The sequence below is a fragment of the Hymenobacter sp. DG25B genome (assembly GCF_000801315.1).
GTDB lineage: Bacteria > Bacteroidota > Bacteroidia > Cytophagales > Hymenobacteraceae > Hymenobacter.
The window spans coordinates 2,566,708-2,591,506 of record NZ_CP010054.1; the positions used below are offsets into that span (position 1 = coordinate 2,566,708).

At 57.7% G+C, this 24,799-nt stretch carries 20 protein-coding genes; 14 read left to right on the forward strand and 6 right to left on the reverse strand.

Features of this window, described 5'->3' with window-relative positions:
• Positions 1-251: 251 nt before the first annotated feature.
• The gene (locus tag PK28_RS10965; RefSeq protein ID WP_044513806.1) at positions 252-782 is read right to left on the reverse strand and encodes a DinB family protein; all 531 of its coding nucleotides are present in this window, start codon (positions 780-782) and stop codon (positions 252-254) included.
• Positions 783-1,003: 221 nt separating this feature from the next.
• Between PK28_RS10965 and PK28_RS10970 the strand changes: the two genes are divergently transcribed.
• The 3 genes from PK28_RS10970 (at position 1,004) to PK28_RS10980 (ending at position 6,065) form a co-directional block, all read left to right on the forward strand.
• Complete coding sequence (locus PK28_RS10970) at positions 1,004-4,039, forward strand: T9SS-dependent choice-of-anchor J family protein (protein WP_044513809.1); 3,036 nt, start codon at positions 1,004-1,006, stop codon at positions 4,037-4,039.
• Between the two features lie 132 nt (positions 4,040-4,171).
• The gene (locus PK28_RS10975; RefSeq protein ID WP_197070403.1) at positions 4,172-4,678 is read left to right on the forward strand and encodes a YkvA family protein; all 507 of its coding nucleotides are present in this window, start codon (positions 4,172-4,174) and stop codon (positions 4,676-4,678) included.
• A gap of 85 nt (positions 4,679-4,763) precedes the next feature.
• Entirely contained in the window at positions 4,764-6,065 is a 1,302-nt protein-coding gene (locus PK28_RS10980; protein WP_410471225.1) for a metal-dependent hydrolase family protein, read from the forward strand.
• Positions 6,066-6,067: 2 nt separating this feature from the next.
• Here PK28_RS10980 and PK28_RS10985 read toward each other — a convergent pair whose 3' ends face one another.
• Positions 6,068-6,823, reverse strand: coding sequence for a glycosyltransferase family 2 protein (locus PK28_RS10985; RefSeq protein WP_044513812.1), 756 nt, complete (start codon positions 6,821-6,823; stop codon positions 6,068-6,070).
• A 100-nt stretch (positions 6,824-6,923) separates the two neighbouring features.
• Between PK28_RS10985 and PK28_RS10990 the strand changes: the two genes are divergently transcribed.
• A complete protein-coding gene (locus tag PK28_RS10990; protein ID WP_044513814.1) occupies positions 6,924-7,223 on the forward strand; it encodes a YciI family protein in 300 nt (99 codons plus the stop codon).
• Positions 7,224-7,297: 74 nt separating this feature from the next.
• Positions 7,298-8,149 (forward strand): LysM peptidoglycan-binding domain-containing protein, encoded by an 852-nt coding sequence (locus PK28_RS10995; protein WP_044513817.1) that lies wholly within the window; start codon positions 7,298-7,300, stop codon positions 8,147-8,149.
• A 179-nt stretch (positions 8,150-8,328) separates the two neighbouring features.
• On the opposite strand, the gene PK28_RS11000 is transcribed toward PK28_RS10995, so the two are convergent.
• Entirely contained in the window at positions 8,329-9,207 is an 879-nt protein-coding gene (locus PK28_RS11000) for an SDR family oxidoreductase (protein WP_044513820.1), read from the reverse strand.
• 105 nt (positions 9,208-9,312) lie between these two features.
• Between PK28_RS11000 and PK28_RS11005 the strand changes: the two genes are divergently transcribed.
• From PK28_RS11005 to PK28_RS11015, 3 genes are all read left to right on the forward strand, one after another.
• Positions 9,313-10,164, forward strand: coding sequence for an SDR family oxidoreductase (locus PK28_RS11005; protein ID WP_044513822.1), 852 nt, complete (start codon positions 9,313-9,315; stop codon positions 10,162-10,164).
• 39 nt (positions 10,165-10,203) lie between these two features.
• Positions 10,204-11,466, forward strand: coding sequence for a BaiN/RdsA family NAD(P)/FAD-dependent oxidoreductase (locus PK28_RS11010; RefSeq protein WP_044513824.1), 1,263 nt, complete (start codon positions 10,204-10,206; stop codon positions 11,464-11,466).
• A gap of 207 nt (positions 11,467-11,673) precedes the next feature.
• Complete coding sequence (locus tag PK28_RS11015; protein ID WP_044513827.1) at positions 11,674-12,120, forward strand: PA2169 family four-helix-bundle protein; 447 nt, start codon at positions 11,674-11,676, stop codon at positions 12,118-12,120.
• Positions 12,121-12,285: 165 nt separating this feature from the next.
• Here the strand turns inward: PK28_RS11015 and PK28_RS11020 are convergent, their stop codons facing one another.
• Positions 12,286-14,238 carry a DEAD/DEAH box helicase gene (locus PK28_RS11020; protein ID WP_044513830.1) on the reverse strand — a complete coding sequence of 651 codons (1,953 nt, stop codon included), beginning with the start codon at positions 14,236-14,238 and terminating at the stop codon, positions 12,286-12,288.
• 510 nt (positions 14,239-14,748) lie between these two features.
• Complete coding sequence (locus PK28_RS11025) at positions 14,749-14,943, reverse strand: cold-shock protein (RefSeq protein ID WP_044513832.1); 195 nt, start codon at positions 14,941-14,943, stop codon at positions 14,749-14,751.
• Positions 14,944-15,123: 180 nt separating this feature from the next.
• Here PK28_RS11025 and PK28_RS11030 point away from each other — a divergent pair, with 180 nt between their 5' ends.
• Positions 15,124-15,546 carry an acyl-CoA thioesterase gene (locus PK28_RS11030; protein ID WP_044513834.1) on the forward strand — a complete coding sequence of 141 codons (423 nt, stop codon included), beginning with the start codon at positions 15,124-15,126 and terminating at the stop codon, positions 15,544-15,546.
• A 120-nt stretch (positions 15,547-15,666) separates the two neighbouring features.
• Here PK28_RS11030 and PK28_RS11035 read toward each other — a convergent pair whose 3' ends face one another.
• On the reverse strand, positions 15,667-16,455 hold the full coding sequence (locus PK28_RS11035; protein WP_044513837.1) for a hypothetical protein: 789 nt from the start codon (positions 16,453-16,455) through the stop codon (positions 15,667-15,669).
• A 299-nt stretch (positions 16,456-16,754) separates the two neighbouring features.
• Here PK28_RS11035 and PK28_RS11040 point away from each other — a divergent pair, with 299 nt between their 5' ends.
• The 5 genes from PK28_RS11040 (at position 16,755) to PK28_RS20460 (ending at position 24,783) form a co-directional block, all read left to right on the forward strand.
• A complete protein-coding gene (locus PK28_RS11040) occupies positions 16,755-20,165 on the forward strand; it encodes a UvrD-helicase domain-containing protein (protein WP_044513840.1) in 3,411 nt (1,136 codons plus the stop codon).
• A gap of 343 nt (positions 20,166-20,508) precedes the next feature.
• Positions 20,509-23,499: a PD-(D/E)XK nuclease family protein gene (locus PK28_RS11050; protein ID WP_082017069.1), complete on the forward strand. Its 2,991-nt coding sequence runs from the start codon at positions 20,509-20,511 to the stop codon at positions 23,497-23,499.
• Positions 23,500-23,606: 107 nt separating this feature from the next.
• Positions 23,607-24,041 carry a nucleoside deaminase gene (locus PK28_RS11055; RefSeq protein WP_044516872.1) on the forward strand — a complete coding sequence of 145 codons (435 nt, stop codon included), beginning with the start codon at positions 23,607-23,609 and terminating at the stop codon, positions 24,039-24,041.
• A 65-nt stretch (positions 24,042-24,106) separates the two neighbouring features.
• A complete protein-coding gene (locus PK28_RS11060) occupies positions 24,107-24,409 on the forward strand; it encodes a hypothetical protein (RefSeq protein WP_156126356.1) in 303 nt (100 codons plus the stop codon).
• On the forward strand, positions 24,382-24,783 hold the full coding sequence (locus PK28_RS20460) for a hypothetical protein (RefSeq protein WP_156126357.1): 402 nt from the start codon (positions 24,382-24,384) through the stop codon (positions 24,781-24,783). Before PK28_RS11060 ends, PK28_RS20460 begins: the two co-directional genes overlap by 28 nt.
• Positions 24,784-24,799 lie beyond the last annotated feature (16 nt).

Here is a 24,799-nt window from a genome sequence, read left to right on the forward strand (position 1 = left end):
ACAAACACAGCCGCCGCCAGATCTGGTAAATCTGGCGGCGGCTGTATTATGTCGAAAAGTTAATCCTGGCGGCTGTCGCGGGCTTTTTTCTTCTCTTCCTTAGCGGCCTTCTTTTCCTTAGTTGTTTTAGCAGGCTCCTTCTTTTTTTCTTTGCGGGGTTCTTGTGCTTTTGCCATGATGGAGAGGACTGAGGTAAGTAAATCGGGTTTTAGTGCCTAACGAGAAGGCGGCTTTCTGTGTTGTGGAGGGGCCTATTTCAGGGCCGGCAAATACCGCTCGCGCAGCAATTGCAGGTGGTGGGCCTCATGGCCGGGAATAATATAGGCCAGGGCCTGCACGCTTACCGGGTTATTGCTGGCGGAGCCCAGGCGCTCAAAGGCATCGGGCTGGAAAGAGCGCAACAGGCTGAGCGTGGCAGCCCGCACGGTATCATACTCCTGCAGAATATCGGTCAGGACGCGGGCATTCGCTCCGGAGGCGGGCACGTAGCTGTCCTGATCGAAGCCGGGCAGCGGCTGCTGGTCGCCGCGCGCAATGCGTAACGCGCGGTAGGCGAAAATGCGCTCCGTATCCATCATGTGCACCAACGACTCTTTAATAGTCCATTTGCCGGGCGCGTAGGCAAACAGAGCCTGATCATCGGTGAGGGGCTCCAGAAGCTGGCGTAGCTCCCGGGGTTGCTGCTCCAGAAAGGCCAGGGGGTCGGCGTCGGCCGGAATCAGGCGAACGTAGGTATCGTAGTAGGGGGCGTACTGGCCGGCAGTGGGGCGGTTGGTAAGCATGCGGCTGGATAACGGAGGGGAAACATGAAATGCAGGACAATGTACAGAGAGTTGGCAAAACGGATGCCTGGCAGCCATTATTCATGAAGCATATTCACCCAATCAGATGCTACCTGCATTAGCATATATTTAATAAATCCTCGTTTTGGTAACATTCCCTTAATCTTAGACTATTTTTGGGCCAGTACTTTTGCTTTTCAGTAATTCTTAATCCATTACGCATGAAAAACACTTTACTCTTTCGGTACCTGACGGGCTGTGCGGCGGTGCTGCTTTCCGCCGGTAGCGCCATGGCTCAGGTATCCCTGGGTACCAGCCCCTACACGGAAACCTTTGATGGTATCGGAACGGAGCTTCCCACGGGCTTCTCGGTTTATACGGGAGCAAGTGCTACGGCCCCGGGAACACCGGTTGCTACCTTTAGCACGGCTAAAGTGGCCTGGAATAACACCAGCGGCGCTTTCAAAAACTTTGCTTCCGCTGATGGTCTTACGCAGACCGCTACCGCAACAGAGCAGGATGCCTCCACAGATCGGGCACTGGGTCTGCGCCAGACTGGCTCCGTTGGTGACCCCGGCGGGGCTTTTGTTTTTACGATTGAGAACACCACGGGGAAAACCAACTTCAACCTAAGCTTTAAGCTGCAGTCGTTGGATGTGGCCTCCACCCGTACCACTACCTGGGTAGTTGATTATGGCGTGGGTGCTACACCGTCTGCCTTTACCGCAGTAGGCAGCACAGTAACCACGGGTGGCAGTACCTTCTCTAACAACACCATTACCGTTGACTTTGAAAATAAGCTGGATAACCAAACCGGCCCGGTATGGATTCGCATTGTTGCTCTGGCTTCTACTTCCGGCTCGGGCAGCCGTGCCTCTACTGCCATTGATGATTTCTCGCTGAGCTGGACGGCGGGCACTTCTACCACCCCTACCCTGTCCGTAACGCCTAACACCCTGAATCTGGGCCGCCAGACCATAGGGGCCGCCTCCGCCGGTGTTCCTTATACCCTCACTGCCGCCAGCCTGACCGCCGATGCAACTGTGACGGCTCCTGCCCCTTTTGAGGTATCAAAAGACAATACTACGTTTGCTACTTCGGTCACCTTTACGCCGGCGGAGCTTACGGCCGGCCTGCCCGTGTATGTGCGGTTCACCCCCACTGCCAGCGGCACGGTTTCGGGTACCATCACCAACGCCAGCACCGGCGCCAATGATAAAACGGTAACTGTGAAGGGCTACGGGGTTGACCCCAACGACAACCTTTTCTCCTTTGATGACTGCTCCGGCACGGACTTCGATGGCTGGATGGCCTACAGCGTAACGGGCACCCAGACCTGGGCCTGCACCACTTTTGGTCATGATGCCGCCGATGCTGCCGGCAAAGACAGCAAGCCTTATGGCGTGCAGATCAACGGCTATTCCAGCGGCAATAAGGAAAACGAAGACTGGCTTATCTCGCCGGCTTTGGCGCTGAGTGCTACCGATTATCCCCTGCTCTCGTTCTGGAGCCGCGTGGCCTTTACCGGCCCCGGCCTGGCGCTGCGGGTTTCTACCAACTACACCGGCACCGGCGACCCTAACGCCACCGGCGTAACCTGGACCGACCTGAATGCTGATTTCGCCACCGGCGACACCTGGATGGATTCCGGCGACATCGACCTCTCGGCCTACAAAGGCAAAACCGTATACCTGGCCTTTGTTTACACCAGCACCACCACCGGCGCCGCCCGCTGGACGCTGGACGATGTGCGCCTGCGCAAATCCAGCACGCCGGCCGCCACCATCCTGGCCGCCACCCCCGAGCTATTGGACTTCGGCTATCAGTTGGTGAACACCGGTGGTAACAAGACCTTTGTGGCCACGCTGAAAAACCTCACGGCCAACGCCACTATCATCTCCAGCAACCCGGAGTTTGTGCTCTCCAAAGATGGCACCACCAACTTCGTTTCTTCCCTTACCTATACCCCCGCCGAAGCGGCCCAGGGCAAGGTTACGGTGAAGGTTCTGTTTATGCCTACCGTATCCATGGCCACCTACAAAGGCACTGTGACCATTGCCTCGGAAGGCGCCACCAGCGCTACGGTAGCCCTGCAGGGCAACACCATTGAGGCAGCCCAGACCCTGGAAGTTGTTAACTGGAACATGGAATGGTTTGGCTCGCCTGATCAGAATCCCAAAGATGACAACCTGCAGCAGGAAAACGCCGCCAAGATTCTGAAGGAGCTGAATGCCGATGTATTTGCGCTGGCCGAAGTAGTGGATACCGTACGCCTGGGCACCATTGTACGGCAGCTGGGTGGCTATAAGTACATGGTGTCGGACTTTGGCTCTAACGTAACCGATGATAACTCATATGCCAAGGCCCAGAAGCTGGCCTTTGTATACCGCGCCTCCGTGGTGAAGAACCCTACGTTCACCGGCCTGCTGCGCTGCACCTCCTGCGACGATTACGGCTACTGGGCATCGGGCCGCTTCCCTTACCTGATGGAGGCTGATGTAACCCTGAACAATGTAACGCAGCGCATCAACTTCATCCTGATTCACGCCAAAGCCAACGTAACGCCTCTGGCCGAGTCCTACGACCGGCGCAAAAAGGGTGCGGAAGCCCTGAAGGCCAAGCTGGACGCCGACTTTGCTACCAAGAATGTGATTATCCTCGGCGACTTCAACGACGACCTGGATAAAACCATTACCACCGGTATCAGCACCACGGCTTCTTCTTACAGCGCTTTCACCGAGGATGCTACCAACTACACGGCCGTTACGCTGCCCCTCAGCCTGGCCGGCGAAAAGTCGACGGTTTCCTACAATGATATCATCGACCACGTGGTGCTGTCCAATGAGATGGCGCAGTTCTACCTGCCCGGCTCCGCCCGCATCCGCACGGATGTAGCCGCCATGATTGAGAACTACGGCACCACCACCACCGACCACTATCCGGTGATGACGCGCTACAATACGGCCAACGTTGCCCTGCCTAACAAACAGGCCGCGGCAGCGCAGAACCGCCTGCTGAGCGTGTACCCCAACCCCGCCAGCACCGCCGTACGGCTGCAGTTGGCCCAGGCTGGCGCTCAGGCAGTACGCCTGCAGGTAAGCGCCATTGATGGCCGCACGGTGGTAGAAGCTACCGGCACTCTGGAACAGGTAAATCAGCGCCTGAACCAGCAGTTCAGCAAGCTGCGCTCCGGCCTGTATATCCTTCGCATCACCAGCGGTAGCAAGGTGTATACCCAGCGTTTGCAGAAGCAATAAGCTCCTCTGACACTTTTAAAAAAGCCCGCCGGTTTCGGTGGGCTTTTTTTATGCGCTTCTGCCGGCAACAACACCTGGCCCACTGGCACGTACATGCAGTCGTACTCTTCTTTCCATTCGATTTATTTCCTTATGTCAACTCTTGCCGAAAAAGGGGTGAAAATTGCCAAGAATGCCGTGTTCAGCCTGTTCTTAAAACGGGCTACCCGGCTGCTGGGCAAACCCTTTGCCGTAGCCGTTGCCCTGCGCGAAGTTGCCGCCAAGCTGGATGATGAAAACAGCAAAAAAGGCCCCTTCCAGCAAACCATTGACATGGTGCGCACCCTCATCCGGTTGGTAAACGCTTATGTAACGGGCACTTACCGCCGCATCGAAACCAGCACCATTATTTCCGGGCTGGCCGTGCTGCTGTACGTTCTCTCCCCGCTGGACCTGGTGCCTGACTTTATTCCGGTTGTGGGTCTGATGGATGATCTGGCTCTGATCAGCTGGTTTATCAGCAAGTTCCGGGATGAGCTGGTCAGCTTCCAGGAATGGGAACGTACCCACGCAACTGAGGCTGCGGCCGTTGCCGCGGCCGTGCCCGCCGCTACCGATGCTACCATAACCGGTGCGGTGGCAGAGCTGGGTCATTCCTAAGCACCGCCTTCCGACTTTACTTTATTTGCGTTGGGCGCCGTCTTCCATTGGGGAAGGCGGCGCTTTTCGTTTCCTTCGTGCTGCTATGGTATACTCCTTGTTTCCGCACATCCGGCTAAGGCACGCTTTCCGCCTGATGCTCTGTCTCTTGCTGTTTAGTTTTCAGACGGCCGGTCAGACGGCCACTACCAGCATTCTGCTACAGCCCGAGGCCATTTTTGATGGCGAAACCCTGCATCCTGGCTGGGTAGTACTAGTGGAAGGCGACAGGATAAAAGCCTGCGGACCGGCCGACCGGATTACGGCACCAGCGGGGGCGCACACCTTGGAGCTGCCCGGGCTCACCTTACTGCCGGGCTTAATTGAGGGCCACTCCCACCTGCTGCTGCACCCCTACAACGAGGCCACCTGGAATGAGCAGGTGATGCAGGAATCCCAGGCGCTGCGGGTTGCCCGCGCTACGGTGCATGCCCAGAAAACCCTGCTGGCCGGCTTCACCACTACCCGCGACCTGGGTACGGAAGGCGCCGGCTACGCCGATGTCTCGCTAAAGCAGGCTATCAACGAAGGTATTATCCCGGGGCCGCGTATGCTGGTAGCCGGCCCGGCGCTGGTGGCCACCGGCAGCTACGGCCCCAAGCTTACGGCTGATGTTGCCGTACCACAGGGGGCGCAGGAAGCTGATGGAATTGATGGCCTTGTGCGGGCTGTGCGGGAGCAGATAGGCAAGGGAGTTGATATTGTTAAAGTATACGCCGACTACCGCTGGGGCAAAGATGAGCCCAGTCGGCCTACTTTTTCCCAGGAGGAGCTTACCCTCCTTGTGCAGACGGCCCGGAGCGCCGGCCGCCCCGTGGTAGCCCACGCCAGCACTCCGGAAGGCATGCGCCGCGCCATGCTGGCCGGCGTAGAAACCATTGAGCACGGCGACGGCGGCACGCTGGAAGTGTTTCAGCTGATGAAGAAAAAAGGCGTGGCCCTCTGCCCCACCGTAGCCGCCGGCGACGCCAGCGCCCAGTACAAAGGCTGGCGCAAAGGCCAGGACCCGGAGCCGGAGCGCATTCAGGAAAAGCGCCGCAGCATGGCCGCGGCCCTGCGCAGTGGAGTAGCCCTGGCCATTGGCGGCGATGTAGGCGTGTTCACCCACGGCGACAATGCCCGGGAGGCCGAGCTGCTGGTGCACGAATACGGAATGAAGCCGCAGGCCGTAGTGGCGGGCCTCACCAGCGGCAACGCCCGCCTCTTCCACCTACCAGACCGTGGCCGCCTGGCCCCCGGTCTGCTGGCCGATATTATAGCCGTGCAGGGAAACCCCACGCAGGATATTCAGGTCCTGCGCCGCGTGCAGCTGGTGATGAAAGGTGGGGTACTGTATAAGCAGCCCTAGGCTTATGGCCACTCTACGCCTACGGCGGCCAGCTGCGTCGCATACTTATCATACAGCACTTGTAGGTCGTGGCCATGCTTGTCGGCATCTACTCCTATGCTGATGTTGCTGGTATGAAAGCGGTGCAGGTGGCTGATGTGCGGACAAATAACGGGCAGGTGCCCGGCCAGCAGAAACCGCACGTACAGGTCCAGATCTTCGGCCATGGCCAGCTCCTCATCGTACCCTTTCACCTCCTGAAACAAGGCGTGGCTGTAGCAGACGTTGCCCTGAATAAAATGCTCGGCTTTAAAAATAGCGCGCAGCATATCAGCCGGAGAATCAAACTGCCAGGCGTAATAATCCTCGTTGGGCAGGTAGCGCCGTTCCTGGTCAATGCGCAGAAAATCAGCCACAAACCATTGGGCGGCGGGGTTGCGGGTCACTTCCGCGCCATAATGGTAGAGAGTGCGCTGCAGCAGCAGGTCGTCGTCGTCCAGGGGTACAATCCAGGCATCGGCAGGGGCGTGCTTTATCAGTAGGTTGCGGGCCGGGCCGGGCAGCAGCTTTTGCTGGCTGGGCCAGTAACGGAGCGCTAAACCCGGTTGCCCGGCGGCTTCCTGCAGCCAGCTGGCTGAGCCATCGGTGCAGGCATTTTCACAAATGAGGTGTTCAGCGGAAATTTTAAGCGGAGCCAGCACGCTGGCCCTTACGCTGGCAACGGCTTCCGGCAGAAACTGCAGGCGGTTGTGCGTGGGAGTAATTACGACGAAGTGCATGGGTGCTCTATCGGATATAGGCCAAAAAAGTTACTCCCGCGGCGGGCAGTCAACTTTCCACTTGTATCCGGCGTTAGCTAACCAAGTGTCTCTAGCTTCTATGTCCAAGTTCGTTGTATCGGTGCGGCTCCCGGAGTTCTTCGATGAGGAGTTTGTTGCCCTTATTCCGGCTCACCGCACCTTTGTCAATCAGCTGATTGAGCAAAGCGTGGTAGAGGTGTATGCCATCAGCGCCGACCGTTCCCGGGGCTGGATAACGATGAACGGACCGTCCAGCGAAGCTGTTCGGGCTATTGTAGAGCAGCTGCCCCTGTACCGGTTCTTTAAGCAGATTGAAATTGATGAGCTGTTTTTGTTTGATAGTTCGGCCTCCCGGTTTCCTCGCATCAGTCTGAATTAGGTATATTTCTGCTTGCCGGGCTTCGGCCTGGTTTATGCAGAAGGCCTGCTTATGTGTTTTGTTTTCAATTGTCTATGACGCGTATTCTTCGGCAAACTTCTCTGGCTATTATCCTGGCAACTTTGCTGGGCGCAGCCTCTGCTCCGGCCGAAAAAATAACCACCGCCCAGCTGGTTACCCGCCTGAGCTCTTCTATCAGCAACCTCAAAACCCTGCGCTGTAATGTGCGGGCCCAGGAACGCATTGGGGGAAACTACCAGCAGGCGCGCACGCAAATGAAAATTGCCTACGCTCCGCTGCGCGTTTATCTGCGCAACCAGAAAGGCATTGAAGTGCTTTGGGTGCATGGGCAGAACGATGGTGATGCCTGGGTGTATCCCAACAGCTTTCCCTACGTGACCCTTAGCCTGGACCCCAACGGCACGCTGATGCGCAAAAATCAACACCACAGTGTGTTGGATGCCGGCTTTGGCACTATTGCCGAAATCCTGCACGGCTCCGGCAAGCGCCAGGATCAGGAGTTTGAGCGGAGCTTCCGCTACGCCGGCGACACGTTGGTAGCCGGGCGCCCGTGCTTTATTCTCCGCTCCGATTTTCCTCAGTTCCGCTACGTCAGCTATAAAGTAACCAAGCCCGAAACCCCCGCCCAGATTGCCGATAAATTTGGCAGTGGCGAGTACCGCATTCTGGAACGCAACCACCTCAGCCCCACCGAAGTGGTAGCCGCCGGCCGCACCCTGCAGGTGCCCAACGCCTACGGCCGCCGCACCATTGTGTGCGTGGATCAGAAGATGTTCCTGCCCATGGCCGTGCAGGTATTTGATGACAAAGGTCTGTTCGAGAAATTCGAGTTTTTCGATGTCATTGCCAATCAGCCTATTCCAGGGGCCGAATTCAGTAAGGATTATAAAGGCTACAAGCTGTAACCACGGCTTCACCTGGATTTCACGGCCCGCAGATTCTACAGATTGTTTACGGATGGAATTGATTCCACTTTAATTAAGTCCTAACAAAAAAAGCCTCGCAGACTGCGAGGCTTTTTTGTTATCGGGAATAGTCGTCCACAAAGTCCGTTACATCCGTCTAATCCGAATGAATAAGTGATTTAGCGGCGCATGGCTTTTTCAATTTCGTCCCACATGGGAGCCGGAATAGCTTCCAGCTTATTAAACTCGCCAGCCCCGTTCAGCCACTCGCCGCCGTCAATGGTCACTACCTCGCCGTTCATGTAGGCAGAGAAGTCGGATACCAGATAGGCGGCCAGGTTGGCCAGTTCCTGGTGTTCGCCCACGCGCTTGAGCGGCACGGAAGCGGCGGGGTCCAGCTTTTTGGCCAGCGGCTCCGGAAACAAGCGGCTCCAGGCGCCTTCGGTGGGGAAAGGGCCGGGTGCAATGGCGTTGGAACGGATTCCGTATTTAGCCCATTCCACGGCCAAGGAGCGGGTCATGGCCAGTACGCCGGCTTTGGCCGCCGCGGAGGGCACCACATAGGCCGAGCCTACGGAAGCATAGGTAGTAACAATATTGAGAATGGTACCGGGCTTTTTTTCCGCTATCCAGCGCTTGCCAAAGGCCAGCGTGCAGTTGTAGGAGCCTTTCAGAACGATATCTACTATGACATCAAACGCCTTGTGGCTGAGGCGCTCCGTAGGGCTGATAAAGTTGCCGGCCGCGTTGTTCAGCAGCACATCTGCCCCGCCAAAGGTGTCAATGGTGCGCTGGAGCATGGCTTCTACTTCATCGTACTTGCGCACGTCGCACTGCACGGCCAGCACGTTGCCGCCGGTTTGCTCGCGCAGTTCGGTGGCGGTTTTTTCCAGCACCTCCAGCTTACGGCTGGTAATGGTGACGTTGGCGCCCAGCTGCAGGAAATACGTGGTCATGGCGCGGCCCAGGCCGGTGCCACCACCCGTTACAACAATAGTTTTTCCTTGAAGGGCATTGTCGCGGAGCATGGGTTGGGCATAGGGATGCGTAGAGGCCATGGGTGAGTGGGGTTTAAATCAAAATAGGATGCAAGCAGCGCAATTACGCAAATTGCCGCGGCTTCCTGCAGAAAAGTAGTAATAGCTTTTTCCGACTTTTGTCCGATGCTTCCTTCTCCCACTTCCGCTGACTCGCCACAAACCATAGCAGTATTAGGCTGCGGCTGGCTGGGCCTCCCCCTGGCCAAGCACCTGCTGGCACACGGCTACTCCGTTATCGGCACTACTACCTCCCCCGAGCGCCTGCCTTTACTGAAAGAAGCCGGAATCAGCGCCCATCTGCTGCAGCTCAGCCCCACCCTTTCGGCTACTGATAGTACGCTGCAGCGGTTATTTTCCAAAGCCGACATCTTGGTGCTCAACGTCCCGCCGAGGGCTAAACAAGGCATTCCGTATTTGGATTTACTCCGCCCCGTAGCGGCGGCCGTGGTTGGTTCGCAGGTAAAGCAGATCCTTTTTGTCAGCTCTACTGGCGTGTATCCGGAAGCTAACCGCACGATGGAGGAACAGGATGCCGTGGCTTCCGCCGATTCCACCTCGGAGATGTTACAGGCCGAGGCACTTTTTCAGAACTTGCCCGGTATCAGCACCACCGTTATTCGCATGGCGGGGCTAATGGGGCCGGGCCGGGCGCCAGGCCGCTTCCTGGCGGGGCGCCAGGAGTTGCCGCAGGGAACGGCGCCGGTCAACCTGATTCATTTAGATGATTGTGTGGGCGTGCTGCATACCTTGATTGAAAACCCACAGCCGGCCCAAACCTTTAATGCCTGCGCCGCGCAGCATCCTCTGCGCCGGGAGTTTTACCCACTGGCGGCCCAGTCATTGGGGCTGGCACCACCCACCTTTGCTATGGATTCTCTGGAAGGCAGCAAAACCATCAGCAGCAGCAATTTACGGGCGGCAACCGGCTATCAGTTCCGGTATGATGATGTAGTGGCCGCCCTTGCTTTTTGCTAAAACGCAGCTCGGGCGCCAGCCGTGGCGTACCTTTGCCGGGTGACGAATGTAACTCATACTGTAGCCGTTCTGGGCGGCGGCGCGGCTGGCTTCTTCGGGGCTATTGCCTGCGCCGAAGCCAACCCCCTACTGACGGTGTATCTGCTGGAGAAAACCGGCAAGCTGCTCAGCAAAGTGCGCATATCCGGTGGCGGGCGCTGCAACGTAACCCACGCCGCCGACACCCCCGCACAGCTGGTGCAGCACTATCCCCGCGGTGCCAAACAGCTGAAAGAACCCTTCAAGCAGTTTGGCGCGCCGGACACGGTGCGTTGGTTTGCCAGCCGCGGTGTGCCGCTGAAGACCGAAGCGGATGGCCGGATGTTTCCCGTTACGGATTCCTCCGAAACCATTGCGCAATGCTTACTGGAAGCCGCGCGCAAAGCAGGCGTGCGCATTCTTACGCACACGGCTGTAGAGCGAATTGAACCCCAGCCCGAGGGTGGATTCCGGCTGCATCTGAGCGGAAATCAAGCGGAGCCACTGGCGGTAGACAAGTTGCTGGTTGCCACCGGCGGCGCACCCAAAGCGGAGCAGTATGCCTGGCTGCAGGCCCTGGCGCACAGCGTGGAAGCGCCGGTTCCGTCTTTGTTTACCTTCAACGTGCCACAGTCGCCGCTCAAAGAGCTGCCGGGCGTGAGCGTGCCGCAGGCGCGCGTGGTGCTGGCCGGCGAGAAGCTGGAATACCAGGGCCCGCTGCTCATTACGCACTGGGGTATAAGTGGCCCCGCCGTGCTCAAACTCTCGGCCTGGGGAGCGCGCCGCCTGGCCCAGCTGGGCTACACGGGTACGGCTCTTATCAACTGGATTCCGGAATATACCGAGGAAACCTTGCGCGATTGGCTGCACACTTTTCGTGCGGAAAACGGCCGCAAAGGCGTAGTCAGCAACGCCTTGCTGGGGCTCCCTCAACGGTTGTGGCGCGCCCTTACGGAACTGGCAGGCATAGGCCCGGAAACCCGCTGGAGTGACCTTCCTGCCAAGCAGCAAAACCGGCTCATAGAGGTACTGTTGCGCCAGCCTTTGGCCGTGCGGGGCAAAACCACTTACAAGGAAGAGTTTGTGACCTGCGGCGGCATTCCGCTGGCCGAAGTCAACATGAAAACCATGGAAAGCCGCCTGGTGCCGGGATTATATTTTGCCGGCGAAGTGCTTGATATTGACGGTATAACGGGCGGCTTCAATTTCCAGGCCGCCTGGACCACCGGGTATCTGGCCGGCCAGGCTATGGCCAATGCAGTATTACCGCAACTGAATAAATAACCGTTAAATCAGGAAAAGGGCCGGTGCCGGATAACGCGGCTGCATCAGGCATGCGCTTGATTTCACGAGGCACCTTCTTAACCCAGAAGGTGCCTGGCCCAATCTGGTGCTATAGCAAAGCTGATAAGTGCAACTTTGCAACCTTCCGGGCAAGTCGGCAGTAAAGGGAGACACAACCTAGAACCTCAACTCCTAAACTCCTACCCCATGGAAGCCAAAGCAACCCAGGCCCTCGTAAACGAACTGATTGAAACTCTAAAGGACGGCCAGAAAGGCTATGCTGAAGCCATGACCGACGTGGAAGATGCACAGCTGAAAGACACGTTTAAGAAATATGCCGCCCAGCGGGCCAGCTATATCACGGAGCTGGAAGACCAGATGTTTAAGCTGGACCTGAAGCCAGACGAAGAAAGCTCCATCACCGGCACCGTACACCGGGCCTGGATTAATCTGAAAGGTGCCCTCACCAGCAAAGACAACAAGAGCATTCTGAGTGAGTGCGAGCGTGGGGAAGACTACGCCAAAACCGCTTATCAGACGGCCCTGAAAGCCCAGGACCTGCCCGGCACGTTGAAAACTGTGATTGAAAAGCAGTACCAGGGTGTGCAGGAAGCGCACAATAACATCCGGGCCATGCGCGACTCGGCTAAGTAAGCCCTCAGATTTAACGGATTGGTAACCGGATATAACGGATACCGTTCGATAAATTCTATCAACAAAAAAGCCCCTCAAATGAGGGGCTTTTTTGTTGGCCTTGATGGAGGTAACACGCACATAATGGGTGTTATCCGTTTACCCATCCATATAATATGGTTTGTTCTATTCGCCGTAGCCGCCGTCGCGCTTGCCTTTGTAGCCGCCGCCGGAGCCGCTGCCGCCTTTGTAGCCGCCACCGTAGCTGCTGCCACCGCGGTTACCGCCGTAGCTGCTGCCGCCTTCGCGACGCTCGCCACCTTTGTAGCCACCGCCATAGCTGCTGCCGCCACGGTTTCCACCGTAGCCGCTGCCACCTTCGCGCCGGTCACCACCTTTGTAGCCACCGCCGTAGCTGCTGCCGCCTTCGCGACGCTCGCCGCCAAATCCACCGGGACCACGACGGGCCGGACGGTTCTCATTGGCGCCACCGAAGCCGCGGGTGTTGCCTTCCTGCTGCGCATCACCTTCCTGGCGCGGCGTAGCAATGTTGAAAGCTACCGGGCGGCCCTGAATGGAGCTGCGACCCAGCTGGTCAATGATTTCCTGTACGAAATCATTCGGTACTTCTACAAAGCTAAACTTGTCGTACAGGGCAATGTCCCCTACTTTGCCGGCCGTGAGGCTGGTGTTCTCGGCAATCAGGTCTACAATGTCGCGGGGGTGCAAACGGTCCTTCTTACCCATGGTAACGAAGAGGCGCGTGAAGCCGGCGCGGGCAGCACCCTGGGTGCGGCTGGCATCCAGACTTTCCTGCGCACGCTTGTCTTCCTTCATCGTCATTTTGAGCAGGGCGGCGGCAATGTCAAGTGACGTTACTGCCTCTTCCTGGTCCTGATCGATGAGGCGCTGTACGCGGGCCAGATATTTGTCCAGGTTGCCCTTCACAATGACCTCCTTAATGGAGTTCAGCATGAGGGTGGTTTTCACCTCCGACACATCTTCAAAGGAAGGCACGCGCTCCTGCTTGATGGTGGCTTTAGTGAAGCGCATGATGTCGCGCAGCTTGTAAATGTCGCGGCCGCTCACGAAGGTGAAGGCTTTGCCCAGTTTACCAGCGCGGCCGGTACGGCCAATGCGGTGCACGTAGTATTCTTCGTCGGCGGGCAGGTCGTAGTTCACTACTACTTCCACGTTGTCCACGTCGATGCCGCGGGCGGCTACGTCGGTAGCTACCAGGATTTCGAGGGTGCCTTTGCGGAATTTATCCAGCGTGTTCTGGCGCTGCTGCTGGCCCATGTCGCCGTGCAGACCTTCGGCGAAATAGCCTTTCGCCTGCAGGTCGCCCACAATCTCGTCTACCATGCGCTTCGTGTTTGCGAAGACGATGCCCGACTTGATGTTGTACATGTCGATGAGGCGCGTCAGGACGTCCTTCTTCTGGGGACCACGCACCTCGAAGTAGCTCTGCTCGATGTTGGTAACCGTCATTTCCTGATGGTTTACCTTCACAATCTGCGGATCCTTCTGGTAGCGCTTGGTCATCTCCATGATGGGCTTGCTCATCGTGGCGGAGAAGAATACCGTCTGGCGGTCCTCAGGCATTTTCTTGAGCACCGTCTCGATGTCGTCGCGGAAGCCCATGTCCAGCATTTCGTCGGCCTCATCGAGGATGATCATCTTGCAGGAGTCGAGCTTCAGGGTACCACGTTCGATGTGGTCCATTACGCGGCCAGGGGTACCAATTACAATCTGCACACCGCGCTCCAGGGCGCGGAACTGCCGGTCGTAGCTGGAGCCGCCATAGATTGGCACTACGGCCAGGCCTTTCTTGTATTTACCCAGTTTCTGGATTTCGCCTGATACCTGTACGGCCAGCTCGCGGGTGGGGCAGAGCACCAGGCACTGCACTTCGCGGGAGTCCGTATCAATGCGCTCAATGGCGGGGATGGAGAAGGCGGCCGTTTTGCCGGTACCCGTCTGGGCCTGGCCAATTACGTCGCGGCCCTGCAGCAACACCGGAATACCGGCGGCCTGAATGGGGGATGCTTCTTCGTAGCCTACTTCCGCAATAGCGCGCTGCATTTCTTCAGAGAGCGTCAGCTCACTGAACTTCATTTTTTCCGATTCTTTTTCCATGTCGATGGTTATGGAGAGTGTATAGCTCTGAAAACAGCGAATTCAGCGACGCTCTTCTCCCACTCTACAACAACGACAAGTGACGGAAGCAACGGACGGAAGATAAAGCCGGCCTACAATTTTTTACTGGGCAGCTACAGCTGCGCGGAACAGGGCCGTTCTCAATGCGGCTGCAAAGGTACGTAAAAGATTACAATTTTGCCAGATGAGCTTGAATTATGCATCTATCCTTTACGAGCAGAATAATGGATAGCCGCCGAAATATCCTGCGAACTGAGGTTCTATTACAGCGCGAAGCGCCAGATGGATAGTAGCGCGAAGCGCCGGCTTCGCGCACGAGCGCAGCGAATAGCCGGAAACGCGCCGCTTGTACTAACGCCGTAGTAACTCGCGCTGCTCGTGCGCGAAGCCGGCGCTTCGCGCTACTATTCACGGCATAAAAAAAAGGCACTCCTGAGGAGTGCCTTTTAAAGGTCGTTTCTAGTTCTTAGATAACTAACGACGACTAGACTAAGCCAGCTGTACTTTCACAGCGTTCAGGCCTTTTTTGCCCTGAGCTACTTCGTACTGAACTTTGTCGTTTTCACGAATCTCGTCTACGAGCAGGTTCGTTACGTGTACGAAGATGTCTTCGCCAGTTTCGTCGTTTTTGATAAATCCGAAGCCTTTGGCGTCGTTGAAGAATTTTACAGTTCCCGTCTGCATGTTGGAAGGATATAAGGTTTCGTTAAGAAATGGGTACTGTACTACTGCTGAAACCTTGTTTATTCGGCAAGCTAAGCGAGACTCATCTTCTTAAGTTGCGTCAAATATACAACTTCTCTTAGAAGTTCCACCTAGTTATCAGTTGTTGTCTGTACTTAACCCAACTTTATTTTGCACTCTATGCCGGTACCAGCTCCCGCACCCTTTTTCTTCTCCCATATCATCCGGGTGCAACCGTCGGATATTGATGAGCTGAACCACGCCAACAACGTGCAGTACGTGCGCTGGGTACAGGACACCGCCGGAGCCCACTGGCTGGCTGCTTTCCCTTCCGGAGAGCGGGAGAAGTACATATGGGTGGTGCAGGAGCACCGCATAAAGTATTTGCGCCCGGCACTGGAGGGCGAAGAGCTGCGCTGTTCTACCTGGCTGGGCGACGTGCGCGGGGCCTTGTCGCAGCGGTTTACCCGGATAGAGCGCATCTCCGATAATGTACTGCTGTGCGAAGCCCAAACCTGGTGGGTTTTACTGGACCCCGGCACCGGCCGGCCCCGCCGCATAGAATCACACGTGATACAACGTCTTAAGGAGCCTTTGTCATAGCCTTTTAGAGTTAGTATAGGAACTATCTTATTGCCTTCCGGCGGGCAGTAAAGGCCAAACAGGCCCTGGTACGTTGGCATGTACCAGGGCCTGTTTAACTTTTAAAATAACGCCGGTAGGTTACCGGCCGCCACGGGCGTTGCGGGCGTGCCCTTCCGAATCACCATAATACCCGCCGTGGCCGGAGCGGCCACCGCGCCGGTCGTCGTCATCCTCGTGGCGGCGGCCATACTGACTGCGGTTCCGGTCATCGTCGGAGGACTGGAAACGGCCGCGCTCATCCCGGTCTTCATAGCGGGCACTGGAGCCGCGGCCACTGCCATAACCAGAGGAGCGGCTGCCCCGGTCGTCCTCGTCATAAGAAGCGTACTGACTGCGGCCGCGCGAGTTGCTTTCGTACATGTCGTTGCCGTAGCCCTGGCCCATCCCGAAATCGGAACGGCTGCTGCGGTATTCGTCGGCATCATTATAGCGGCTGCTGGCGCTACCGTAGGGGTTGCCCCAGCTCTGGCTGCGACTGCGGCGGCTGTCATCATCGGACTCGTAGCGGCCGTACTGATTGCGCGAACGGTCTTCGTACTGGTCATGGCGGCTACCGCGGCCCATGCCGGAAGAGCCCGACGAACGGTCGCTCATGCCGCCATAGCCGGAGGAATTATAGCTGGAAGATCCGTAACCCGACGAGCCATAGCCACTTGCCCGGCCCAGGTCGTAGTCGGAGCGGTTGCGGTTTTGCGAGGAGCCATATTGGTTGCGCATGCCCCGGTCGTCATCTTCGTATCGTCCGGAGTACTGGCCGCGGCCGCGCATATCATAGTCGTCATCCCGATAATTGCTGCGGCGGCCCATGTCAGAATCCTGATAATTCTCGCGGTAGTTGTCCCGCGAATATTGATTTTCCTGTGCCATAGTATGTGGGTGTTAAGTAGTGAACTAATGAGACCTGATTTTACTGATTTCCGGGGGCATAGGTTAGGCATTGGACTGGGAATACAGGCCTGATTTTTGCTTAAAATAGAGCATCGATTATGATTTATATTTTTGATATTCAACATTTTATAAAAACAAAACAAAGAAAGCCCCACAAAATCTTATAACCTGTTGCGGCGCAATGCCCGCATTTTGTTACGGCTGATTCCTGCCGTATTTCTTTTACCAGATTACTGCTGCCCGCGGTGTAACTTGCCCCGCTATTCAGCGCCTTTTTTATGCCTGCTACTTTCCAGATTTATTCTTCCTCCGCCGGCTCGGGCAAAACCTATCAGCTCACCAAAGAATACCTGAAGCTGGCTCTGGGCTCCGACGACCCGGCTTATTTTAAGAGCATTCTGGCCATCACTTTTACCAATGATGCCGCCGGCGAAATGAAGGAGCGCATCATTGGCGCGCTGCGAAAATTTGCCTACCCCGAGGAAGGAAAACCGGATAGGCTGCTGGCCGAAGTAACGGCCGAGCTGGCCGCGGCAAACCAACTGCCCCGGCTGGCGCAAACGGTAGCGGAACAGGAGCAGGAAGTGCGCCGCCGCGCGGCCGCCACGTTCCGGCTGGTGCTCTACCACTACGCCGACTTCGCCGTCAGCACTATCGACTCGTTTGTGCAGCGCATTGTCACGGCTTTCACCCGGGAGCTGGGTTTGCCGGCCTCGTTTGAGGTCGAGCTGGACACCGATACCGTGCTGCAAAGCGCCGTGGCCGTGCTGCTGGACAAAGTAAACCGCGACCCGAACAGCAAGCTGCTTTCCAAAGCCCTTTCGGAATACGCTTTAAGCCGCGCCGACGAAGGCAAGAGCTGGAACAACCTGCCCACCGAGCTGGCGGAGTTCGGGCAGTTTCTCTTTAATGAAACCGTGCACGAGGCCGTCACGCAGCTGCAGAAGCTCACGCTGCAGGACTTCCGCCGCCTGCACGAAACCCTGCGCCAGCGCCGCCAGGAAATTGAAAGCGAAGTAGCCGCCACCGCGCAAATGGCACTGACTGCCCTGCACGAGGCCGGAATTGAGCCCGCGCACCTGGCTAGCGGTGAGAAGGGCATCTATACCCATTTTGCCAACTGGCAGCGTTGGCTGCAGGATGGCGACACGCCTACGGCCACAGCCCTGAAAACCTACGAATCCGGAAACTGGGCCAGCGCCGTCGGCAAAAAAGCGCCATATGCTGAGCGCATTGCGGCTGTGCAGGACGTGCTGACGTCCACCTTCGCAGAATTGATGCGGCTGCGCGAACAATACCTCCCCCACTACATTCTGCTCTCGGCCATGCAGCCGTACCTCTTTCACGCCTCGCTGCTGAACGAGCTGAATAAAGTAGTTGAGCAAATCAGCCGGGAGCGAAATGTGGTGCTCATCAGTGAGTTTAACCGCCGCATTGCCAGCATCGTCCTTACTGAGCCCGTGCCCTTTTTGTATGAGCGTCTCGGCGACCGGTACCTGCATCTGCTCATTGACGAGTTTCAGGACACCTCTGTACTGCAATGGAATAACCTGCTGCCGCTGGTAGAAAACGCCGTATCTACCGGCAACCTCTCCCTGGCCGTAGGCGACGCCAAGCAGGCTATTTACCGCTGGCGCGGCGGCGAGATGGAGCAGATTCTGCGCCTGCACCAGGGCCAGACGGAGATACTGGTAAACCGCGCCAACGACCCTGAGCTTCAGGAACTGCTGCGCGAGCGGTATTACACTTTAGATAGTGTGCTGGAGCCAAAAGCCCTGAATACCAACTTCCGCTCTGCGGCTGAAATCATCAGCTTCAACAATGCGTTTTTTGAGCACGTCAGTCAGCGCCACGCCATGCTGCCGCTGGTGCAGGGCATTTACGATGCGCATTTTGGGCAGGCAGTAGCGCCGCTTGGTCAGCTGCCGGGCCATGTGGAGTTGCTTTTTACGCAGGACAATGCGCCCGCCCGCCGCTACGATGCCCGGGCCGGGCACTATACCGAAGAAGTGCTGCCCGGGCACCTGCCCGAGGCCACGCTGGATTACGACGAAAGCACGCTGTACCTCACGCTGCAGCTGGTGGAGCAGGCCATGGCCGATGGTTTTAGGGCGCAAGATGTGGCCGTGCTCTGCCGCACGCGCCGGGGCAGCCGGTTAGTGGCTAAATTCCTGAAAGAGCGCGGCTACCAGATTATTTCGGCTGATTCCCTTTCTCTGGAATTTGCGGAAGTAGTGAATTTACTGGTGGCCATTTTCCGGGTGCTCAATCAGCCCGCCGATACGCTGGCTCGGGCCGAAGCCCTACTGCTGGTAGATAAAGTAGTGCGCCGCCTGGCTCCTACGCCGGCCAGGGCGCGCCACATTGCCGGGCTGGCTAACGCTCCGCATGTCCGGGAATTTTACGATGAGCTGCGTACGCTGGGCTACGATGTGCGGGAGCAGGAAACCGGCAACCTGGGCTTGTATGAGCTAACCGAACGCCTCATTGGCACCTTTGGATTGCTGGGCCGCAACGCGGAAAGTGAATACCTGTTCCGCTTCCTGGATTTAACCCTGGAATTCAGCCTGCGCCAGGGCAACAACCTCAACAATTTCCTGACTTACTGGGACCAGCGCAAAAGCGCCCTCAGCATCAATGCCCCCGCCGGCCGTGATGCTATTACCATCACCACTGTGCACAAAGCCAAGGGCTTAGCCTACGGAGTAGTTATTGTACCCTACGCCGACTGGAGCCTGGAGCCTTACCGTGGCACGCTGCTCTGGGGCCGCCTGGAAGAAGACGAAAAGCCAGTTCCGGAAATGCCCGGCGTAGCTGTAGTGGGGCTCACTAAAGCCCTACAGCGCACTCCCCTGGCCGAGCAATATGTGGAAGAGCGCGAAAAAACCTTTCTGGAGGGCCTGAACATGCTCTACGTGGCTTTCACCCGCCCGCGCCAACGGCTCTACATCATCAGCAAACGCCCCGACGCGAAAAAGAAATCGGAGGAAGCCACATCTAGTACCGACCCGGCCCGCTCCGTAGCGGAATTGCTGCACCAATATCTAGTGAGCCTGGGAGAATGGGATGAGGAACGCCCGGCCTTTATTCTCAGCGAAGGCAGCTTAACGCCTGCCAGCAGCGCCCGGCAAAAGACGGACAGCTTTCCCCTCACTAATCTAACCTCCGTGCCGTGGGAGGAACGCCTGCGCCTGCGTCGGCACGCCTCCACCATATTTGATTTTGATGAGCAGGAGCAACTAGGCGAGTGGAACCGCAAGCTGCACTACGGCCTACGCCGCCTGCACCGGGCCACGGAGGTGGAGCGCGTAGCCGGGCAATTGGCCGCCGAAGGCATCATCAGCACCAAGGAAAAAGCCGAAATGGTGCAGAAGCTGCGTCAGGTAGTAAGCCACCCGCAGTTGGCACCCTATTTCGGGCCGCAGGTAAGCGTAGAGACGGAGCGGGAAATCCTCATTGGCGGTGTGCGGCGCCGTGACTACAAGCCCGACCGGGTAGTATTTGAAACCGGCGCTGCAGCTGGGCGCAACGGCACCCGCGTTACCCTTCTCGACTTCAAGATTCCGCCGCCCAAGCCCCAGCACCGGCACCAATTGCAGCAGTATGCACAGCTGTTCCGGCAGCTGGGCTATGCTGAGGTGCAATGTGTGCTGTATTATTTTGGAACCGAGGAAGTGGTAGTGTTTTAACCAGGTTTACACCCGGCTATTTCCGTTTACTTATTCAAAAAATCTTTGATTTTCGGCTGAGACATGAGCTTGTAAACAAACAGGATAACACCCGTGATAGTGAGCACCATGCCTGATATTATAAGGATATCAGCCCCAGTCCAAAGCATTATCTTAAAGAGTGACCCAACCACGCTCAGGAACAAGCCTAAAGCAAGACAAAGGATGGCATATTTAGCTTTCATAAAATTTGGTTGGGACGAAATATGGAGACTTTTCTAAACGATATGTATTCCGCAAATAAGCACCTTTTTTCTGTGTGACATCCCAAATCTGAAACAGTACCTTTTCATTACCCTGCCGCATGCCATCTATCTTAGCCAGCCTTAATTCATCTGCTATTTCCACCGGTTCTGCCACCACCTCCTTCCTCGCCCAGGTGGCGCAGGACCTTACGGCGCGCTACTCTGCCGAGGAGCTGTCTGATTTGGTGGTGGTGGTGCCCACGCGCCGGGCAGTGGTGTATCTGAAGAACGAGCTGGCCATGAGCCTGAGCGCGGGTGAGGCGCTGTGGAGCCCCCGCGTGGCGGCCATGGAAGACTACATGGTAGAGCTGGCCGGCGTACAGGTAGAAGAGCCCATTGCCCTGCAGCTTTTGCTATTCGATATCCTGAAAGGTATTGACCCCAACCTGGACTTCGACCGGTTTGTGGGCTGGGCCGGGCTGCTGCTGGCCGACTTTTCCAACCTGGACCAGAACCTGGCGCCGCCCCACAAGGTGTTTGAATATCTCACCCAGGCCAAGGCCCTGGAGCGCTGGGACCTGACCAAAACGCCCGAGCCCGATTCCATTACCGGGCAGTATTTCCGGTTCTGGGACGACCTGGAAAAAGTGTACCAGCGGCTGCAAAAGCAGATGCTGGCCCAGCACCTCGCCTACCCCGGCCTGGCCTACCGGCTGGCGGTGCAAGGCATGGAAAAGCGTCTGTTGCGCGGCGAAGAACCCGCCCGCCACGTGTTTGTGGGCCTGGGAGCTTTATCGAGGTCGGAGGAGCGGCTGGTGCGCCTGCTGCTGAAGCACGGCCGCGCCGAAGTGCGCTTCGATGGGGACCCGTTTTACCTGGAAGCCGACTCCCCCAACCGCGCCGGCCAGTACCTGCGGCGCTACCTCACGCGCTGGGAGCTTTCCCGGGAGGCCTTCGGCGGCAACGTGGAGTGGCTGCGCGGGCTGCCGCGGGCCATGCGTTTTGTGGGCGTGGCCAATGCCTCTATGCAGGGCAAAGTGGCCGGTCAGCTGCTGGCCGAGTCCCGGCAGCAAAACCCCAATGCCACGGTAGCCGTGGTGCTGCCCGATGAAACGCTGCTGCTGCCGGTGCTGCACGGCCTTCCGCCGGAGCACGTGCCCAGCTATAACGTCACCATGGGTCTGAGCTTCCAGAGCACGCCGCTGTTTAATCTGGTGGATCTGCTGTTTGAAGTGCACCTGACCGGTATTCGGGAAGGCGGCGAGGGGCCGGACTACGGGATACCGCGCTACCACCACCTGGCCGTAACCAAGCTGCTGGCCCACCCCTTCCTGCGGCGCTATCAGCAGTGGCTCGATCATCAGCCCAACGAAAAATACCATGGCCTGCTGGACCGAGTGTGCCGGCAGATTGTGCAGCGCAACGCTGTGCTGCTGCCCGCCCGCGAGCTACTGGAGCTGGGCCATCATCACCCCATCATTGAAGCCCTTTTCCGCACCTGGAACGACTGCGACGATATTATCCGGGCCTGCTACACGCTTATTGATCTGCTGAAGCAGGTGTATGAGGAGCAGCACTCGGCCATTGAGGCGGAATATCTGTACCTGTTTTACACCCTGGTGAAGCAGCTGGATTCGGCGTTTGACTGCCGGGAGCAGCGGCTGTCGGTGCGCTCTTTCCGGCGGTTTTTGTATGAACAGATGCGCACCACGCGCCTGCCCTTCAGCGGGGAGCCCATTGCCGATGTGCAGGTAATGGGTCTGCTGGAAACCCGGGCCCTGGATTTCGACCACATCATCATTCTCAGCTGCAACGAAAACGTGCTGCCGGCGCCCAAGCGGCATGGCTCCCTGTTTCCGTATGATGTGCTGAAGGAGTTCCGGATGCCAACCTACGCCGACCACGAATCGGCTACGGCCTACCACTTCTGGCGCCTGCTGCAGCGCGCCCGCCGCGTAGATCTGGTGCACGTGCTGCCTGGCGCGGAAGGCACACGCACCGGCGAGCGAAGCCGCTTTCTGCTGCAGATTGAGAATGACTTGCTGCCCCAGAGCCCCAACATGACGCTGGAAAAGCTCACGGCGCTGGTAGAGGCAGACACCGAAGGCAGCGGCCACCCGAAGCCCCAGGCCCTGCCCCAGCAAACTGCCGGCGACCTAGTGCTGGAAAAGGACGGCGAAATGCTCCAGGCCCTGCGCCATGTGCTCGATAAAGGCCTCTCCCCTTCGGCTCTAAACCAATACCTGGGCTGCAACCTGCAATTCTATTTTGCACGCATTGCTAAGTTTCAGGAAAACGAAGAAGTGGAAGAACACCTGGGCGCCGATACCTTTGGTACGGTAGTGCACGAAGCCCTGGAGCACCTGCTCACACCTTTTGTTCAGGAGAACCGCCCGCTGACGGCCGAGGACCTGCCCGGCCTGCTGAAACAGGCGCCGGCCGCCGTGCAGCAGGCCCTGCGCCAGGAAGAAACCGACCGCCACGCCCGCGCCGACGAAGGCCTGAACCACGTGCTGGGCCAGGTTGCCACGCAGCTGGTGCGCCGCTACCTGGAAGGCCTGGCCGAGCAGCCCGGCGGCCTGCCGCTGCGCATTCATGCCCTGGAAGAGCGCCTGCACGCCACCGTATTTGTGCCCCGCCCCGACGGCGAGAAGCTGCCCATGCGCCTTATCGGCTACGCCGACCGCCTGGATGAGCTGCCGGATGGTCGCCTGCGCGTTATCGACTATAAAACCGGGATGGTGCAGGCCGCCGAACTGCGCCTGCAAAAGCGCGGCGAAGGCCCTGCCGAAGCAGTGGAGCGGCTGCTGCATGACTCTACCTCCGCGGCTGATAAAGTGCGGCAGCTGTGGCTGTATCGCTTCATGCTGGAGCAAAACGGCCGCCCCGCCGCCGATGCGGCTATTATCTCTCTGCGCAACCTGAGCGCGGGACCCATGTCGGCGGATATGGGCTTTCTGACGGAGGAAGGCATGTCGTTTATGGCGCGCAGCGAGGAACTGCTGGGGCAGTTGGCAAACCGCATGCTGGATCCGCAGGAGCCCATCCGGAAAACCGATGACCTGGAAAAGTGTCAGTACTGTCCGTACCGGGGTATTTGTGCGCGGTAAGAAATTCAGGCGCAACTCCGGTTTCTGAGTGGGCCTCTGTACCTTGCAGCCTTTCCTTTTTTCACTGACTGAACACGCCTAAGCGCATTTCAATAATGAATACTATGATGGACGAATTCATGCAGGCCGCCATTGACGAAGCCCGCCAGGGCCGCAAAGAAGGTGGTATTCCGATTGGCTCGGTTCTGGTGCGCAATGGCCAGATTGTGGCCCGCGGACACAACAAGCGCGTGCAGGAAAACAACGCCATTAAGCACGGCGAAATGGACTGCCTGAACAACGCCGGCCGCCAGCACACCTACCGCGACACTGTAATTTACAGCACCCTGATGCCCTGCTACATGTGCGCCGGCACCATTGTGCAGTTCAAAATTCCCAAGGTAGTGGTGGGCGAGTCGCGCACGTTTGACGGGGCCCGGGAGTTTATGGAAAGCCACGGCGTGGAAGTGGTGGATCTGGACTTACCGGAGTGCGTGCAGATGATGGAAGAGTTCATCGAAGCCGAGCCCGCCCTCTGGAACGAAGACATCATGGAAGAATAAAAAGAAGGCCAGCGGAGTCACTGCTCTGTTGGCCTTCCGCTTTTTTTCACCTTACCCATTTACGCATGAGCGCTCCACTTTCTGCATCGAAGAAATGCCCCCATTGCGGGCACTGGTCGGAGTGGCAGCAGCGCCCCGATGACCGGTGTGTGCGGTGCGGACAGCTGCTGGACCCCGTGCGCAACCGCAGTGAGCAGGCCCGGGAAAAGCTGGCCCAGGAACCGCTGGCGGGCATCATGCTAATCGAAATAAAGCCGGAGGATGGGGCGGCATTGCGTTTTTTCAAATACATCATTCGGGGCGGGCAGCTGGCATTTGCCGCCCTGCTGGCCTTTATGCTATGGCTGGTAACCGCGCTGGCCGGTTAAGCATACCCGCCGAGCTGCGGCACCCGCTGTTCCTGCTGGGCACGGCGCTGTACCTTTTTGCGTGCATTAACCGCTACTGGCCCTTCTGGCAGCTGCCCACGTTCGTCAACTCCCATCTGGCCGATCTGGTGGACCTGCCCCTGCAACTCACTTTGCTGCTGTGGTTTATGCGCCGGTGTTATTTCCGCCAGCCCGCCTTTGTGCTGCCCCTTTCCTGGATTATCAGCACCTGGGTGGTCATAGCTATCTGGTTTGAGCTGCTGATGCCGTATTTCAACTCCCGGATGGTAGCTGACCCTTTAGATGTGGTGGCATATACCCTGGGTGGCTTCATATTCTGGCGCTGGATGAACCAACCGGCAAAGACACCTTAGAAAAAAAGCACTGTTT

Excerpts from the sequence above, each read along its gene's own strand:
- PK28_RS10965 (WP_044513806.1), bottom strand. The coding sequence starts at position 782 with ATGCTTACCAACCGCCCCACTGCCGGCCAGTACGCCCCCTACTACGAT.
- PK28_RS10970 (WP_044513809.1), top strand. The coding sequence starts at position 1,004 with ATGAAAAACACTTTACTCTTTCGGTACCTGACGGGCTGTGCGGCGGTG.
- PK28_RS10975 (WP_197070403.1), top strand. The coding sequence starts at position 4,172 with ATGTCAACTCTTGCCGAAAAAGGGGTGAAAATTGCCAAGAATGCCGTG.
- PK28_RS10980 (WP_410471225.1), top strand. The coding sequence starts at position 4,764 with ATGGTATACTCCTTGTTTCCGCACATCCGGCTAAGGCACGCTTTCCGC.
- PK28_RS10985 (WP_044513812.1), bottom strand. The coding sequence starts at position 6,823 with ATGCACTTCGTCGTAATTACTCCCACGCACAACCGCCTGCAGTTTCTG.
- PK28_RS10990 (WP_044513814.1), top strand. The coding sequence starts at position 6,924 with ATGTCCAAGTTCGTTGTATCGGTGCGGCTCCCGGAGTTCTTCGATGAG.
- PK28_RS10995 (WP_044513817.1), top strand. The coding sequence starts at position 7,298 with ATGACGCGTATTCTTCGGCAAACTTCTCTGGCTATTATCCTGGCAACT.
- PK28_RS11000 (WP_044513820.1), bottom strand. The coding sequence starts at position 9,207 with ATGGCCTCTACGCATCCCTATGCCCAACCCATGCTCCGCGACAATGCC.
- PK28_RS11005 (WP_044513822.1), top strand. The coding sequence starts at position 9,313 with ATGCTTCCTTCTCCCACTTCCGCTGACTCGCCACAAACCATAGCAGTA.
- PK28_RS11015 (WP_044513827.1), top strand. The coding sequence starts at position 11,674 with ATGGAAGCCAAAGCAACCCAGGCCCTCGTAAACGAACTGATTGAAACT.
- PK28_RS11020 (WP_044513830.1), bottom strand. The coding sequence starts at position 14,238 with ATGGAAAAAGAATCGGAAAAAATGAAGTTCAGTGAGCTGACGCTCTCT.
- PK28_RS11025 (WP_044513832.1), bottom strand. The coding sequence starts at position 14,943 with ATGCAGACGGGAACTGTAAAATTCTTCAACGACGCCAAAGGCTTCGGA.
- PK28_RS11030 (WP_044513834.1), top strand. The coding sequence starts at position 15,124 with ATGCCGGTACCAGCTCCCGCACCCTTTTTCTTCTCCCATATCATCCGG.
- PK28_RS11035 (WP_044513837.1), bottom strand. The coding sequence starts at position 16,455 with ATGGCACAGGAAAATCAATATTCGCGGGACAACTACCGCGAGAATTAT.
- PK28_RS11040 (WP_044513840.1), top strand. The coding sequence starts at position 16,755 with ATGCCTGCTACTTTCCAGATTTATTCTTCCTCCGCCGGCTCGGGCAAA.
- PK28_RS11050 (WP_082017069.1), top strand. The coding sequence starts at position 20,509 with ATGCCATCTATCTTAGCCAGCCTTAATTCATCTGCTATTTCCACCGGT.
- PK28_RS11055 (WP_044516872.1), top strand. The coding sequence starts at position 23,607 with ATGGACGAATTCATGCAGGCCGCCATTGACGAAGCCCGCCAGGGCCGC.
- PK28_RS11060 (WP_156126356.1), top strand. The coding sequence starts at position 24,107 with ATGAGCGCTCCACTTTCTGCATCGAAGAAATGCCCCCATTGCGGGCAC.
- PK28_RS20460 (WP_156126357.1), top strand. The coding sequence starts at position 24,382 with ATGGCTGGTAACCGCGCTGGCCGGTTAAGCATACCCGCCGAGCTGCGG.